At 61.6% G+C, this 15124-nt stretch carries 19 protein-coding genes and 1 tRNA gene; 9 read left to right on the top strand and 11 right to left on the bottom strand.

What is annotated here, in order from left to right:
* Positions 1-92 precede the first annotated feature (92 nt).
* The 6 genes from JJE66_RS04690 (at position 93) to JJE66_RS04665 (ending at position 4811) form a co-directional block, all read left to right on the top strand.
* Complete coding sequence (locus tag JJE66_RS04690; protein WP_200512925.1) at positions 93-470, top strand: phasin family protein; 378 nt, start codon at positions 93-95, stop codon at positions 468-470.
* Between the two features lie 474 nt (positions 471-944).
* Positions 945-1382: a phasin gene (locus JJE66_RS04685; RefSeq protein ID WP_200512924.1), complete on the top strand. Its 438-nt coding sequence runs from the start codon at positions 945-947 to the stop codon at positions 1380-1382.
* 310 nt (positions 1383-1692) lie between these two features.
* Positions 1693-1769 (top strand) — tRNA-His (locus JJE66_RS04680).
* Between the two features lie 217 nt (positions 1770-1986).
* Positions 1987-2577 carry a hypothetical protein gene (locus JJE66_RS04675; RefSeq protein ID WP_200512923.1) on the top strand — a complete coding sequence of 197 codons (591 nt, stop codon included), beginning with the start codon at positions 1987-1989 and terminating at the stop codon, positions 2575-2577.
* Between the two features lie 8 nt (positions 2578-2585).
* Complete coding sequence (locus JJE66_RS04670; RefSeq protein ID WP_200512922.1) at positions 2586-3803, top strand: helix-turn-helix domain-containing protein; 1218 nt, start codon at positions 2586-2588, stop codon at positions 3801-3803.
* A 711-nt stretch (positions 3804-4514) separates the two neighbouring features.
* Positions 4515-4811: a hypothetical protein gene (locus JJE66_RS04665; RefSeq protein ID WP_200512921.1), complete on the top strand. Its 297-nt coding sequence runs from the start codon at positions 4515-4517 to the stop codon at positions 4809-4811.
* 166 nt (positions 4812-4977) lie between these two features.
* Here the strand turns inward: JJE66_RS04665 and JJE66_RS04660 are convergent, their stop codons facing one another.
* The gene (locus JJE66_RS04660) at positions 4978-5931 is read right to left on the bottom strand and encodes an SHOCT domain-containing protein (protein ID WP_200512920.1); all 954 of its coding nucleotides are present in this window, start codon (positions 5929-5931) and stop codon (positions 4978-4980) included.
* A gap of 155 nt (positions 5932-6086) precedes the next feature.
* On the opposite strand from JJE66_RS04660, the gene JJE66_RS04655 reads away from it, so the two are divergent.
* Positions 6087-6494: a glyoxalase superfamily protein gene (locus JJE66_RS04655; protein WP_200512919.1), complete on the top strand. Its 408-nt coding sequence runs from the start codon at positions 6087-6089 to the stop codon at positions 6492-6494.
* Positions 6495-6557: 63 nt separating this feature from the next.
* Here the strand turns inward: JJE66_RS04655 and JJE66_RS04650 are convergent, their stop codons facing one another.
* From JJE66_RS04650 to JJE66_RS04635, 5 genes are all read right to left on the bottom strand, one after another.
* Complete coding sequence (locus tag JJE66_RS04650; RefSeq protein WP_246756082.1) at positions 6558-6944, bottom strand: nuclear transport factor 2 family protein; 387 nt, start codon at positions 6942-6944, stop codon at positions 6558-6560.
* Positions 6945-6984: 40 nt separating this feature from the next.
* On the bottom strand, positions 6985-7293 hold the full coding sequence (locus JJE66_RS04645; protein WP_246756079.1) for an AEC family transporter: 309 nt from the start codon (positions 7291-7293) through the stop codon (positions 6985-6987).
* 8 nt (positions 7294-7301) lie between these two features.
* Positions 7302-7736: a hypothetical protein gene (locus JJE66_RS37875; protein ID WP_246756078.1), complete on the bottom strand. Its 435-nt coding sequence runs from the start codon at positions 7734-7736 to the stop codon at positions 7302-7304.
* Positions 7733-7957: a hypothetical protein gene (locus tag JJE66_RS04640; protein ID WP_200512917.1), complete on the bottom strand. Its 225-nt coding sequence runs from the start codon at positions 7955-7957 to the stop codon at positions 7733-7735. The genes JJE66_RS37875 and JJE66_RS04640 overlap by 4 nt, the downstream gene beginning before the upstream one ends.
* A gap of 176 nt (positions 7958-8133) precedes the next feature.
* Positions 8134-9078 (bottom strand): AEC family transporter, encoded by a 945-nt coding sequence (locus JJE66_RS04635; protein WP_200512916.1) that lies wholly within the window; start codon positions 9076-9078, stop codon positions 8134-8136.
* A gap of 432 nt (positions 9079-9510) precedes the next feature.
* Here JJE66_RS04635 and JJE66_RS04630 point away from each other — a divergent pair, with 432 nt between their 5' ends.
* Complete coding sequence (locus tag JJE66_RS04630) at positions 9511-9843, top strand: hypothetical protein (RefSeq protein WP_200512915.1); 333 nt, start codon at positions 9511-9513, stop codon at positions 9841-9843.
* Between the two features lie 398 nt (positions 9844-10241).
* The gene (locus JJE66_RS04625; protein ID WP_200515271.1) at positions 10242-10919 is read left to right on the top strand and encodes a ParA family protein; all 678 of its coding nucleotides are present in this window, start codon (positions 10242-10244) and stop codon (positions 10917-10919) included.
* A 75-nt stretch (positions 10920-10994) separates the two neighbouring features.
* On the opposite strand, the gene JJE66_RS04620 is transcribed toward JJE66_RS04625, so the two are convergent.
* The 5 genes from JJE66_RS04620 to trxB all read right to left on the bottom strand — a co-directional run bounded on the left by JJE66_RS04620 (position 10995) and on the right by trxB (position 14866).
* Positions 10995-11165, bottom strand: coding sequence for a hypothetical protein (locus JJE66_RS04620; RefSeq protein WP_200512914.1), 171 nt, complete (start codon positions 11163-11165; stop codon positions 10995-10997).
* 132 nt (positions 11166-11297) lie between these two features.
* Positions 11298-11444 (bottom strand): hypothetical protein, encoded by a 147-nt coding sequence (locus JJE66_RS04615; RefSeq protein ID WP_200512913.1) that lies wholly within the window; start codon positions 11442-11444, stop codon positions 11298-11300.
* 169 nt (positions 11445-11613) lie between these two features.
* Positions 11614-12522 carry a 4-hydroxy-tetrahydrodipicolinate synthase gene (locus JJE66_RS04610; RefSeq protein WP_200512912.1) on the bottom strand — a complete coding sequence of 303 codons (909 nt, stop codon included), beginning with the start codon at positions 12520-12522 and terminating at the stop codon, positions 11614-11616.
* Between the two features lie 449 nt (positions 12523-12971).
* The gene (locus tag JJE66_RS04605) at positions 12972-13895 is read right to left on the bottom strand and encodes a LysR family transcriptional regulator (protein ID WP_177234815.1); all 924 of its coding nucleotides are present in this window, start codon (positions 13893-13895) and stop codon (positions 12972-12974) included.
* A gap of 5 nt (positions 13896-13900) precedes the next feature.
* Positions 13901-14866, bottom strand: coding sequence for a thioredoxin-disulfide reductase (gene trxB / locus JJE66_RS04600; RefSeq protein WP_200512911.1), 966 nt, complete (start codon positions 14864-14866; stop codon positions 13901-13903).
* Between the last annotated feature and the right edge of the window lie 258 nt (positions 14867-15124).

Raw genomic sequence — 15124 nt, 5'->3', positions numbered from 1 at the left:
GGCGTCATACCGGCAATACCGTTCGCCGCTAGCCTCTGCCCGCGGGCGCGTGGGGACGGCCGAAAGGCCGAAGCAACAGCATAGGAGTGGCAATGACCGACCAGACACATTTCGAGCTTCCGCCGGAGATGCGATCCATGGCGGAAACGAGCTTCAAACAGGCCCGCGACGCATTCGAGAAGCTTCTCGGCAACGCCCAGGCCGCCGCCGGTTCGCTGGAGGAACACGGCGCGACCATGCGCGCCGGCGCCAAGGATCTCAGCACAAAGGCGCTCTCCTTTGCCGAGGCCAATGTGCAGGCCGCCCTCAACTACGCCCAATCGCTGGTTCACGCCAAGGACCTCTCCGAGGTGATGCGGCTGCACGGCGAGTACGTCCAGGCCCAGATGAAGGCGCTGGCCGATCAGGCCGGCGAAATGGGCCAGATCGTCCATCGCGCCGCCATGGATGCGACGACGCCGAAGCATTGAGCTGGGCGGCCGTTGGTGGCTTGAACTATCCGTGCCGCGGGCTCGGTCACCTCGCCCGCTTGCGGGAGAGGTCGGCGCGTTCCGGGCGATGCGAAGCATCGTCCCGCGCGCCAGGTGAGGGCTCTTTGCTCATCGGGGCTGTCCCATTGCGGAAACACCCTCTCCCCAACCCTCTCCCGCAAGGCAAGCGGGAGAGGGGGCGAACCGCCCCTCGCGGCTCGCATCGAGATACCTCAACCCCCGGTTCCCCCACCCGGGAACATCACCTTCACCGGGATTAAATTTCGCAACGCACCCCCGGATCGCGTTGCGCCGCACAATGTTGACATGTTAGGCAGGGATACTACTGGGCGCTGGACGAGCCATCTCGTTGTTTTGCGTATCCGGTCTTCGCATCGCTGAATTGAGGCCCAGATCGGGGCCCGGCGGGCGCGCCAGAAGGCTCACTCCATTTTCATTATCGTGAGGACAACCATGACAGGTGCGACTGATCCATTCTCTGCCTCCGTCATTCCGTTCGAGGTTCCGGAGCAGATGCGTGCGTTCGCCGAAAAGGGCGTTTCGCAGGCCCGCGAAAACTACGCCAAGTTCAAGGACGCCGCCGAAAGCCACAACGGCACCGTCGAAGCCGTGTTCGCCTCCGTCTCCAAGGGCGCGAACGAGTACACCGCCAAGCTGATGGAGTTCATGAAGGCCAACACGACGGCCCATCTGGACTTCACCCAGCAGCTGTTCGGCACCAAATCGCCGACCGATGCCTTCCAGCTGTGGACCGGCCACGCCAAGACCCAGCTCGAGACCTTCCAGGCCCAGGCCAAGGAGCTCGCCGAGATCGCCCAGCGCGCCGCGGCCGCGACCGCCGAGCCGATCAAGGCCGGCGCCGCCAAGCTCTACACGCCCCCCGCCGCCTGAGCGGATTGGCGTTGAATTGACTAAAAAACCCGGGCCGCAGGGCCCGGGTTTTTTCACCTCGCCCGTAGGGAGAGTTCGGATCGCCCCCCGGCGATGCGAAGCATCGTCCGGCGCGAGCCGGGTGAGGGGTTCAGGTCTCACGGGGTAAATCGTGGACAGCCGATCGAATCCAAGGATTTGTCGTCCTAGAGAGGCGCGATTATCGGGTTTTGCGGCCTTGCCAAAAACGGCCGTTGCACCTAGTTTCCGCCCCGTCCAGCCCCCAGGTTGCCGGCCCTCACCAGGGCGCCCCAGGGCGGCTCGCAAGGATGCAGTTGTAGCTCAGTTGGTTAGAGCGCCTGTCTGTGGAACAGGAGGTCGGTGGTTCGAGCCCACCCAACTGTACCAGTGCAATCAATACGCAGACTGAAATTCCCCCTAAGCCGCCCAAGGGTAGCGATGAGCGGTATTCGCTTTCTGTCGTTCTTGTGGTCAGGCCAAGGTTCGATTCCCGAGAACCTCCCCACAGCCCGCAAATGCTCTTTTCCTGGAGCAATATCGCCGCATTGTCCTGTCTCGATTTCGCCTGAATCCGAGCGCGGATGGAACCCATGGGAACCTCGCCATGGCCGAGATCTATGCGCTCTTTTCCGGTCGTGATTTTATCGTCCGCTACGTGGGCGAGACTGCCGGCACGCGCGAGGACCGATTTCGGGAACACCTCAAATATGCCAGCGGCGTGCTACGCCAATGGTTTCTAGAGGAATGGAAACAGGGTTATCCGATTCGATGCGCGCTCCTCCAGCGCTGCAACTACGGGGAACGGTTCGACACAGAGACCCTCTGGATCAATCGGTTTCCCACTCTGCTAAACGAACGCAAGCATTACCGCTGGTGCAGTCTCACCGCTCCGATTGTGCCAGCGATCGTCAAACACCGCCGTCGCTACCGATACAACGTAGCCGGCTTCCGTGGCGTGCACTACGATGTGCAGATGGATCGGTATTTCGTGCTTATCTATACTGGTCGCGGTGGACGCTGGGGGAGCGTTGAATGGGCGCGTGGCGATGAGGTGCCCGGCCTTACCGCCTCGCAAGGCGGCAACATTTGGTTCTCCGATCGCACATCCGCATTGATCGCCCGTGATAAGCAGCGCTGGTGGAGATCGGTGCAATATCTCCCCGATGTTCAGGTTGAACATGATTTCGAAGGGTAGGTTACGCGATGAGTTTAAGAGGTGTCGCTTTAAGCGCGATCAGTGAATTTGACCTCCAACGCCTGATCCAAGCACAGGTCCCGGAAAGGCGCGATATCGAATACAAAGCTAATGTTTATGGTGGGCAAGATAAGGACCTCAGTGAATTTCTCGCTGACGTATCATCGTTCGCAAATACTGCCGGTGGCGACATCATTATTGGAATGACGGAGCAGGCTGGTCTGCCTACGGCTCTTTCCGCACTCCAAATCGATGCTGATGCCGAGGTCTTGCGGCTAGAAGCCAGCGCGCGCACAGGACTGCAACCGCAAATTTTCGGCTTTGCTGTGCAAGCTGTGCCAATCACAGGGGGCGGGCACGTTTTGGTGCTCCGCATTCCGCGAAGCTACAATCAACCACACCGGGTCGTCCGTAAAGGAAGCAACAGATTTTGGGCGCGATCATCAGCTGGTAAATACGAGCCGAACGTTGACGAACTCCGTGGTCTCTTCACTCGGGCGCCGCAATTAGCCGATCGCATTCGCAATTTTCGCTTTGATCGTATTGCGAAGATTGTTGGCGGAGATACGCCGGTTCCGCTCATGGGCAGTCGCCCTCTCGTATTACACGTTGCTCCGCTGTCTGCCTTCGACGGCTCTCAGTCATTTCGTCTTGATATCAACCAGGCTCCACAGCAGCTCTTTACCGCGTTTTCACCAATAGGCGGCCAAGCCGGCGACTTCCGTATCAATATCGATGGTTGTTTGGTGCTCTCGAATCGTGGAGCAGATGGGCGAAGCCATCGCGCTTACGTGCAGGCCTATCACAATGGAATTGTTGAGGCTGTGGACTCCGTGTTCGCGACGGGTGGCGGAATAGGGCAAAATCCCGATCGTCTCACTTCGATCCGCACCGAAGGCACCATTGTCAGAGAGTCCCATGCCTATCTGCGATCGCTCGTTGCGCGCGATGCGGCTCCGCCCTATGTTCTGCTCGTCAGCTTGATCGGGGTGAAGGGCATTCCCTATTCTTTCGCCATGGAGCCCGGCACCTTATTCGAAGATCAAGCAGGAGTGCTTGATCGGGACCAGTTCCATTTCGCCGAGCAAATCATAGACGACGTGCCTCTCGATCCATACGAGTACGCGATATGTCTTCGGCCATTGCTCGACCAAATCGCGAATGCGGCTGGAAGGGCTAGAACGCCATCTTTCGATCAAGATGGCCGCTTTCGAGTTCGTATTTAAACCGACGTTTGCGCGAGTGTTGTTTAGTTGACAGTGCACAAAACTCAACGTCAATTTCATGCACTGTCACCGAGCTGCAGATATTCGGGGCTTTCGACGCTTTCCTTCTCCCTCACTCGTTCGCGTCGCCGGTGTCGTCATTGCTCGAGGATACTGGCCCGGAGTTACGGTGACAGTGCATGAAACTTCCACGTTCGGCACGACAGTGCACTTGATCGTTTATCGGGTAATCACGCAATCACCATCGTCGCGTCATCAAGATAGAACGCGCCCACACGCTCGATTCCGGAACTCCCTGAACATCCGTTCAAGAAAGTTTCCAGACGGAAACCGGAACGTCACCATGCGCGATTTGTTTTCCCGCCGAGGGGTAACTAACACTGGAGAAGGGAACATGAAGAAGCTGTCTTACGTTCTCGCCGCGGCTGGCATCGTGGCTGGTATGATCGCGACGCCGATCGGACGGTCGTGATCAGGCGACACCATCACTACGATTGGGACTAACCGGAAAAGGGCTCCCCGAGGGGAGCCCTTTTTTGTGGGTGCAGCACTTGTCACTGCACCACGTGTTCCCCTGCAAATGCGATGTGAGATTGATCCGCAGTGTTCCCGAAACCTTTGTTGGCTCGCGCAATCGCGAGCGGCGCGAGAGGAACGGTCGTCGGCGGCAGGGATTGGTTCGCGTGTCAATCGCAGACATGGAGAAAGACGATGACGCACTTGAAACGACTGAGCGTGGCTGCCGTGATGGCCGCGACTGTATCGCTCGCCGCATCAAGCCCGAGTCTCGCCGCGGGACGCGGACCCGGCTGGTGTACGCCCAGCAGCGAAAGCGCTGTCGGAGCCGCAGGCCCCGCAATGAACGGCGGCCAACTGGCAGCCGGCGTCGGTCAATGCCGGAGGCTTGGCAGCTATCACCACACCTACAGCTACCGAAGTCCCGGTTACGCGTATGGCTACGCCGAGCCCGGCTGGGGAGCACCGGTCGACGAGCCGGATTACTGGTAATCGAATCTGACGCTATGGCGCAGGGCGCGGCGCGGCTGGCACCAGCCGCGCCGCTGCCGCGATCGGATGTGCCCGATGCGGAGCAGATGACGCAACGGCACCTGCGACACCCAATTAATCAATGCCGTCACCGCAATCACGGACTGTCACCGTAATCGAAACGAGATCAGAGCCGGCTGAGCAATTCGGCCTTCTTCGCTTCGTACTCGCTATCCGTCAGGATGCACTTCTTGTGCAGTTCGGCGAGCTTTTCGATCAGCGAGACGATCTCGTCGTGCTGCACGGGCGGTGCGCCGAACTGGTTCGGCGGCGAACTCGCCATTGAACTCGCTATGGGCGGTGGCGGAGGCGGTGGCGGCGCTGGCATCGGCGGCGGCGCGCTCTGCGCGGGCTGCACCCAGGGATCGGGTTGGCTGGCATAGCTCTGCTGCGGGGCGGCGCCCGTATTCATGCTCCTGTTCATGGGGTTGACCCGCGGCAGGTCGGCGAGGCGCACCAGCCCGAACTGACTGGTGAAGGTGATCGACTGATCGCCGCTTTGCTGTTGCGAAAAACCGCCGATCTGGTGCTGGCCGGTATCATAGACCGATACCTGACCATTGATGTCGACGGCCAGCCGTCGCGCCGCGGGAAAATAGGCATAGCGCAGATTGTTCTGGCCGCCGGTCGAACCGGCCATGCCGAGATCGGCGGGCCACCAATTGTTCGATGCTGCGGGTACGAAAAGGCTCGCGCCGGTGTTGCCGTAGCCGTTGCTTTGCTGCTGGTGGCTGCCTCCGCTCTGGCCCTGCCAGCCGCCGCCACCACCGCCGCCTTGGGATTGGCTCTGGCTTTGGGCGGGGATCTGGAACAGCGGTTGGCCCTGGATCAGGCTCGACAATTCCTGGCACAGCGAATCGACACGGCCCTTCAGGTAGTTGTTGAACATGTCGCCGATCATGATCATCCCGCCCATCGACCATTGGCCCATGCCGCCGAATTCGGGATGATTGAACTGGGCCTGGTTGCCGTAACCGGCCGACACCGCGAGCAGCATGCACAATACGGCGTCACTCGAAAATCCGTGCCGGCGCGCCACATCATCGACGATCCGCCGACCTTCGTCCGTCAATTGTTGCATGAGCTAGCCTTACCTGGACGCGCGTTCGTCGCCGAACTGAGAGACGAGCAGGACCTATCACACAAGCGGCACCTCCGATAGGAACATCGGGTCAAACCCGACGTCGCCGTTCGCGCAAAACCACGTCGTCAGTCCGACACACAAGGAGAGGCACTATGGCGGGTACGATCCAATTCCAGCAGGTCATCCCGATCCTGCGTATTTTCGACGTTCCGAAAGCTGACGAGTTCTACCTCGGCTTCTTGGGCTTTGGCGTCGATTGGGAGCATCGGTTCGACGCGAATGCGCCGCTGTACCGGCAGATTTCTCGAAACGGGCTTGTCCTGCATCTGAGTGAACATCACGGAGACGGCTCGCCGGGCGTGCAGCTGCGGGTCATGATGCAGGGTGTTCGTGAGTTCAATCGCGAGATCAACGCGAAGGGATACCGCTACATGCGCCCGGGCCTGGAGACGACGGAATGGGGCACGATCGAATCCAGCGTTATCGATCCGTTCGGGAATATGATCCGCTTCTGCGAGCGGATCGAACGGCAGGAAACGTCGGTCGTCTCCACGACGTAGCGGGAGACAGCGATTGTCTCTCGCTACTTCGCTCCGGCTCGATGCCTTCTGCCTGATCGCGCGTCAGACAATGATGGCTTTGATGAGCGCGGTGTCCGCGAACTCGGTCAGCTCGATGATTTTGCCGTCCTGGAACTTGAAAAGATCCAGGACTTCGGTGTTGAAAACCTTCCCGCTTGGAGCGTGTCGGATGACAAGGCGGGACCGTATGGCAGCAGAATTTCCCTCAACCAGTTCGGCCAGGATCTCGCGTTTCTCGAAGGCGAAGTGCGCGATGAATTGACCGAAGGCCGCAAGCAATGGCTGGGTGCCTTGCACACGTCCTGTCAGGTGCAGTGCGCTGTTGTCGCCGATCAGGTTGAACAGGCCCTCGGGATGAAACTCTGCCACCAGGCCCTTGACGTCGCCATCACCGCGCGCAGCGTAGGCGCGCTTGATGACGTCGAGCATGTCCTCGCGAGGTCCCATATCCGCCTCCCAGTGGTGCATGTCACCGCAGGATAGTTACCTTTGCGTGCAAAAGCAAAATCTTGGCGCGGCTTACCTGGCCACCACCACCATCACCAGCAACGTCACCGCCGCCAGCAGCGTGCACAGCGCCACCGGACCCGAGACCGGGGTTCACCAGGCGCTGATACTGCACCGCAAAGATGTAGGCGTTGGCGCCGGTCGGCATCGCCGCGAACAGCACGACCACGCCTGTCACGATCGGCGGCAGGTTCAACAGCTTTGCGAGCACGAACGCGACCGCCGGCATCGCCAGCAGCTTGAGCGCGCTCATCGCGGCGACGCTTCTCATCTCGCCCTTTAACCTCGAACCGAAACAGCGTGATGCCGAGCACGATCAGCGCGGCCGGCGAGCCCGCCTGCGCAGTCTGGAGCGGCGCGGGTCTGTGTTGGTCTTCGGAAGCTGCGTTTTACCGCTGGAGATATCGGGCAGAGAATCTGGCGAGTGACTCCGTTGGAGATACCCGTTCTGGAGGGGATATTCGCCTGTAGGTCGTCAGCGAACGAGAGTTCGTTCCAGGTCTTGGCCAGATCGTGGGCGCGACGCTCGAGGTCTTTGGCGGCAACCAGGACGCCCGTTCCGACGACATCGATGGCCGCAGTGATACCTGCGGTCCGAACATCGCGGATTGCTTTCTGGCGCCAGGGCTTCCTGACCACGAGCGCCGTGAGGCCCGCAACGACGAGCGCAAGCAGCGGAAATAGCATTGCGATGATCGGGTTGGTCTGGCTCATTCCAGGCCTCCGAGGGGCAGCAAAATGTAGGCCACGCCTGCCAGAATGCAAATCCCGCCAATGCCATAGACCAGACCGACGTCAGTGTTTGCCGGCAGCACGCCGAACAGGAATTGGGCGGCTCGGACGAACAGGCCGGCGGTCAGAACGGCGGTGGCGAGGGTATTAAACCAGTTGGCCGTGAGCTTCAGGCGCTCGTTCTGGATCTCTTCCGGCGTCACGTTTCGCCCTCCAATTCCGGATCGTAGGTCGTCCTTATAGAGCTGCTCGCGTTCCGCTGGCGAGTCGTCGAAATGGGTCTCAACTAGATCAATCCGAGACACGTGGACGCTCTCGCGCATCTGCGTGTCGTAATTTATCCCATGACAAACGTGTTTTTGGACAAGGACCGGCGTCGTCACCTCACGCCCGTTACCACCATCACCACCACCGGCAACGTCACCGCCGCCAGCAGCGTCCCCAGCGCCACCGCGCCCGACACCGGGTTCACCAGGCGCTGATATTGAACCGCAAAGATGTAGGCGTTGGCGCCGGTCGGCATCGCCGCGAACAGCACGACGACGCCTGTCACGATCGGCGGCAGGTTCAACAGCTTTGCCAGCACGAACGCCAGCGCCGGCATCGCCAGCAGCTTGAGCGCGCTCATCACGACGACGCTTCTCATCTCGCCCTTCACCTCGAAGCGAAACAGATTGATGCCGAGCGCAATCAGCGCGGCCGGCGAACCCGCCTGCGCGAGCAGCTCGATCGTCTTGTCGACGACGGGGTTGAGGCCGAGGCCCGTGAAACGCCAGACGACACCGAAGCCGATCGCGAGCATCAGCGGATTGCGCGCGAGATCCGCAAGCACGGGGGCGATCACCGACAGCGCCGAGCCCGTCCGCTTGCGGCTGACAAGCTCCATCTGCAAAATGCCGCAGAGCCAGAGCAGCGGCGTGTTCACCGACAGGATCAGCGCCATCGGGCCGGCGGCCTCGTTGCCCAGCGCCGAGAGCGTCAGCGGAATGCCGAGCATGACGATGTTGCCGTAGACCGAGCCGATCGCGAACACGACCCCGTCCTCGCGGTCCTCGCGCCGTTCGCGCAAGACCGCCGAAATCGTCAGCGCCGCAATCCAAATGAGCGCGAGCGCACCGTAATAGGCGCCCCACATCCGCCAGGGGCTGACATCGGGGAATTCCGAGATGACGATGGTGCGGAACAGCAGCGCGGGGATCGCGATGCTGAAGGCGAATTCGGAGATGCCCTTGTGCGCGGTCTCGGAGACGAAGCGAAACAGCACCGCCGCATAGCCGGCCGCGATCAGGGCGAACACCGGCGCGACGATCAAAACGGTGGCCATGCGGTCCTCCCCTCACGGGGAGACAGGCCGACCACCCCACGCGCTTGTCGATGATGCCATCATGCCGGTGTTTTGCCCGACGTGTCAAAGGAAATTCGTAAAATCCGCAGGCGCGGGAAGGTTCGCAAGGCCGCCAGGGCCCTGGCTACGGTGCATGGGGTTGTTTTCGCGTTTTGACCGGAGGGGGCGCCCCACCCACCGCCATCATCCCCCGCGAAAGCAGGGATCCAGTACGCCGCGGCTTATCGAGGAACTACGGGGGCCTCTGGAATACTGGGCCACCCGTTCAAGGCGGGGTGGCGACAGCGGAGAAGACGGCAGGCCACCCGCCTGTTGCCCGGAGCGCACAGCTGCCCGTATTCGCCCCGGCCCTCGTTGCCAACCAACGCCCGTTCACCCACTATTCTCCCGACTCGCATTTTGGGAGGATCGATGCCGGCGTTTCGCTTGAAGACATCCTTGGCTGCGGCAACCTTTGGGATTGCCCTGGCCGTTCTGGTCCAGCCGGGCACGGGCTTCGCCTACACGCCCGAGCAGCAGCAGGCCTGCACGCCGGATGCGATGAACCTGTGTGGCGAGTTCGTTCCGAACGTCGATGCCATCACCGCCTGCATGATCCGGAAGAAGGCGCAGCTGTCGCCGCAATGCGCGATGTTCTTCCGGCGGGGGCCGGAGCCGGTCGCGGGTGCACCGACCAACATCAAGCCCGTCGTCGCCAAGAAGACCAAGCCGAAGGCCAGGAAGAAAAAGACCAACGACGGCTAGCGAGGCGCGTTCCCTTCGCGAAACTCTCGAGCCCCTCGCGTCAAAATGACGCGAGGCCGCACCAGCCACGCGACAGCCACCGGACTCGTTTTGTTCGCGTCCCTCGCGCGCGAACCTGCAGCAATTGCCGTTGCGTTCGATGGCAAAGACCAGCGCGAGAGTATGCCCGGTGAGGTTGCAGGCCCGCCTTTCCCGCGTGATTGCCTCAAAACGCACATTGCCTGCGTGAACGGCGATTCATGACGGTTCGTTTCCGTCGTCGCGCGGCGCAGTGTGACTCAAAAGCCAACACGCCTTGTTATTTCGTGGCTGTAACGCCACCGCCGACAAATTTTTCTTTCACGAATCAGCGCGGTGATTCATTTTCGCCATCTGGGGTCAATCTGGAGGCCAGAGGTATGAACGTTATTGTTTTTGCATCGCGTAAAGGCGGCTCGGGCAAGAGTACCCTGGCCGCACATCTCGCCGCGCAGATCAAGGCGACGAAGCCTATTCTGCTCGTCGATGCGGATCCGCAGGGCTCGCTCACGCTGTGGCACAAGTTGCGTGGCACCAACGAACCGCCGATCAAGTCGGCGGTGAACTCCGTCAGCGGCATCGTCTCGGCTGCCAAGCGCGACGGCTATGAATGGGTGTTGATCGACACGCCGCCGAACCTGTCGGCCGTGGTCGACGACGCCATCAAGAACGCGACCATGGTGGTCATTCCGGCGCGGCCTGGCGTGTTCGACGTCAACGCGGTGCAGGAAACCATCCAGATGTGCCGCGCGGCGCGCAAGCCCTATGCGGTCGTGCTCAACGGTGCACCGGCGCGTCGCGACGAATCCGAAAGCCCGATCGTCACGATTGCCCGCGAGGCGCTGGCGAAATTCCGCGCTCCGGTGTGGGGCGGTCAGATCACCAATCGTTCCGATTTGTTGATGGCACTCAGCCACGGTGAAGGCGCGCGTGAGTATCAGGCCGAGAGCCGTGCTGCTCAGGAAATTGCAAGGCTGTGGGCGGCGATCGAGCGTTCAGTGAAAGCTATTCGCGGCACGGTGTCGGCTTCCGGCGCAATGCACAAGCAGGCGGCATAATTTCATCAATCATTTCCCCGGACAAAAAACGCGCGGATGTCCGCGCGTTTTGCGTTTCAGGGACTGATGGTGAAGTTACGCCACCATCAGCATGTAGAACACGATGACCGGCGACAGCGTCAGGATCACCGACCAGATGCCGACGGCCCAGAGGATGTCCTCGGTGGAAAAACCCTGCTGTCCGGCGTCGTCAAAGCCCTGCTGTCCGGCGCCGTAATGCGACGCCGCATCATTCTGATTGTTCAAGTTCGCCCCCGCGATTTCTTCGCTTATGAGGTGAACGATACGGGGGATGTTTTAAGATTCCGGCTCGCAACTCCGCTCGCATTTTGAGCGCATTTGTGACCTCGGCTTAACCATGCAAGCGGTCTCTCGTCATCAGGCTAGCCAAACCCGAAACAGCAGCACCGGCATCAGGCCGAGCATCACGGCCCAGAAGCCGAACGACGACACCACCAGAATTCCCTGCAAGAGATCGGCGGGCGCGAAGATTTCAGCCGCCGTCGGGCGAGCACGTTGCCCCATGGTCGTTCCCCTGTTTGAAGACTTTGCGGCGGAACGATAGGCGCCCTTGCGTAAACGAGGCGTGGATGCGCCATGCGGCGGATGCGAAGGCCGTTCGCGCCGCGTTAACCACGGGCACGCTCTTTCACGCCCTCTCCCCGCGAACAGCGGGGAGATGCGACAGGAGGAGCTACGCCGCGATTTTCATTCGCCGCTCGATCTCGCGATCAAGTTGGGCTGCGAGCTCGCTGCTCACCTCCACCATCGGCAGGCGTACCTCGGGGCTGTCGATCAGGCCGCATCGCCACAGCCAGTACTTCGCCGGCGCCGGGCTCGGCTCGGCGAACAGCAGGCGCGTCAGCTCCGCGACCTCCTGCCAGCGCGTCAGCGCCGCATCCTGGTTGCCGTGCTTCAGCTCGGCATGGATGGCCGCGAATGTCGCGGTCTCGAGATGGGCAGACAGCAGAATGCCGCCGTCGGCGCCGTCACAGAGCGCCTCGAAATAATTCGCGTCCTCGCCGGTGAGCACGCGAAAGCCCGCCGGCCTGTCGCGCAGCAGCGCGATCGACTGCTCGCGGCTTGCGCCGCAATCCTTCAGCCCGACGATGTTGGGATGCTCGGCGAGCCGCAGCAGGGTCTGGTTGGTGATGCCGACGGCGCAGCGATAAGGAATGTTGTAGAGCGCGAGCGGCCAGGCGGCGTGATCGGCCAGCGCCTCGAAATGCGCGAGGATTCCGCGCTGCGACGGCCGCACGTAATAGGGGCTCGCAATCAGGTAACCGTCGATCGGCCAGTCCGCGGTCTCGTCGAGGCGGTCCTTCAGCCGCGACGTATCCGCGCCGGAGAGGCCGAGGCAAATCGGCACAGTGCGGCGGCCGGCCGCCATCTCGTCGCGGACGATGGCGACGAGGCGTTCGAGCTCGGCGTCACGCAGCGTCATGCCTTCGCCGGAGGTTGCCCCCAGGATGAAGCCGTCGACTGCCTGTGTGCAGTAGTGCCGCGTCAGCCGCCGCAGCGACGTCTCGTCGAGACGACTGTTCCGAAACGGCGTCACCAGCGGCAGCCACAGCCCGTGCATGTGTGTTTGCAGATCAGTCATGTTTCTTCTCCTTCTCTGAAAAAAAACCTGAGACGGAGGGCACATGAAAAAACCCCGTCCAGGCGGCGGGGTTTTCGGGACTTGTTGCGATGACGAAGCGTGTCTAGCGCGCGCAAAAATCCGAGGCCCCGGGATGGGGACCTTTTTTCGAGACGATGGCGCACGACTTCGTGATCATTGGCAAATGATGCTGGGTATGCCCAAAACTGTCAATACACGCGGAGGGCGAATACCGAATTGGACGGAAAAAAAGCCGGGCTCAAGAGAGCCCGGCTTAAGGTATTGGCCACGTGAGGCCGACACAATCACCTTCCAAGAGGGATTACTGAACTCCCGCGCCACTGGAGGAGGGGGACAAATGCGCAACGCGAAGGCTCAGCGTAGAAACATTATGGGCTTGACCCGCGCCATGCAGCAAGCGTCCAAGCCGCATGTCAGACATGCGGAAATCAGGAAGGCCAGCGCTGCGCCTTGCTCACCACGAAGTCGCGGAACACTTGCACACGCGCGACGGTCTTCAGCTCTTCCGGATAGACGAAATACGTATCGAGCTGGATCGAATCCGATTCGCCGAACAGTTGTACGAGACGACTCTGTTCTTCGATCAGATAATCCGGAAGCGCCGCGATGCCGAGGCCCTGCTGGCAGGCGCGGACGAGGCCGAGGATGTTGTTCACCCTGAAATAGGCCTCGCGCGGACCCGAGCCGTTGCGGCCGGCTTCGACCAGCCAGTTGCGGTTCTGCAGGTGCGGCGCGAAGTTGCCGTCGGCGAGCGTGATGATGCGGTGGGAGTCGAGCTCCTCCAGCGTCCGCGGCGTGCCGAAGCGCTTGATGTAGTCCGGCGAGCAATAGGCGTGGAAGCCCATCGCGAAAAGCTTGCGCTGGATCAGATCCGGCTGCGTCGGCTTGCGGGTGCGGATCGCGACGTCGGCCTCGCGCATCGACAGGTCGAGCTCCTCGTCGGTAACGATCAGCGAGATCCGGATCTCCGGATAGAGCGCGGTGAATTCACCGAGCCGCGGGATCAGCCAGTTGATGCCGACGCCGGGCGTGGTGGTGATCTTGAGATCGCCGCTCGGCCGCTCGCGGCTGTCGGTCAGTTTCGCGCGCGCTGCCTGGAGCTGCATGAACACGTCATGCGCGGTGCGGAATAGCAGGTCGCCTTGCTCGGTGAGAATCAGCCCGCGGGCGTGGCGGTGGAACAGCGAGACCGAGAGCTCCTGCTCCAGCGCCGAGACCTGGCGAGAGACCGCCGATTGCGACAGGCCGAGCTGCTCGCCCGCATGCGTGAAGCTGCCCGCTTCCGCCGCCGCGTGAAACACCTTCAGCTTGTCCCAGTCCATGTCCGTAAATCCGTCGCGTGTTCGAGGCATGATCGTTATTCCGCTGCCGCGCGCTCGCTGGCGCGCAGGGCCAAGAATCGTTCGGCCTCGAGCGCTGCCATGCAGCCCAGGCCTGCGGCCGTCACGGCCTGGCGGTAGGTCTCGTCGGCGACGTCGCCGGCGGCAAACAGGCCGGCCACCGAGGTCGCAGTCGAGTTCGGGGCGACCTCGACATAGCCCGACGATTTCAGCTTGATCTGGTCTTTCACGAGCTCAGTCGCCGGCGCGTGGCCGATGGCGACGAAGACACCGTCGGTCGGCAAATCGGTCAGGGCGCCGGTCTTGACGTTCTTTAATCGCACATGAGTGACCTTGTTCGGGTTCTCGGTTCCGCAGATCTCGTTGACGGCTGAGTCCCAGACCACCTTGATCTTCGGGTGCTTGAACAGACGCTCCTGCAGGATGCGCTCGGCGCGGAAGTGGTCGCGGCGATGCACGATGGTGACCTGCGAGGCATGGTTGGTGAGGTACAGGGCTTCCTCGACCGCGGTATTGCCGCCGCCGACCACCACGACTTGCTTGTTGCGGTAGAAAAAGCCGTCGCAGGTGGCGCAGGCCGATACGCCGCCGCCCTGGAATTTCGTCTCGGAGGGCAGGCCGAGCCAGCGCGCTTGCGCACCTGTGGCGAGGATCACGGTTTCGGCGAGGTAGACGTCACCCGAGTCGCAGGTGAGGCGGAACGGGCGCTGGCCGGTCTCCAGCTTGGTGACCAGGTCGGTGACGATCTTGGTGCCGACATGGACCGCCTGCTTCTCCATCTGTTCCATCAGCCAAGGGCCTTGGATCACGTCGGCGAAGCCCGGATAGTTCTCGACGTCGGTGGTGATGGTGAGCTGGCCGCCGGCCTGCATGCCCTGGATCAGGATCGGCTCGAGCATCGCGCGCGCCGCGTAGATCGCCGCGGTGTAGCCGGCGGGCCCTGAGCCGATGATGACGACCTTTGCATGAACAGGAGCGGACATTTCGACGGACGCCTTTCACGGGGGATTTGCAGCGCGGGCGCGGAACGTGCCGGGAGGCCTCACGGAGGCGCTGAAATATCAGAGCTAATCTAAGCCTTCTGGTGAGCTATGCAAGAATTGCATTCCCAATCGGCGGATTTTTCCAACAAGGAACAAAAGTCGGCTGGGGTGAACGCGCAATAAAATTGCGCAAGCGGGCGTGACTGGGCTATGAGGATTGCATCAGACCACCCGATACCGCCATAAAGGCCAGGAGTT

The organism is Bradyrhizobium diazoefficiens (genome assembly GCF_016612535.1).
Classification (GTDB): domain Bacteria; phylum Pseudomonadota; class Alphaproteobacteria; order Rhizobiales; family Xanthobacteraceae; genus Bradyrhizobium; species Bradyrhizobium diazoefficiens_C.
The sequence above is the reverse complement of the archived record's forward strand: the minus strand, read 5'-3'. Positions and strand labels throughout refer to the sequence as shown.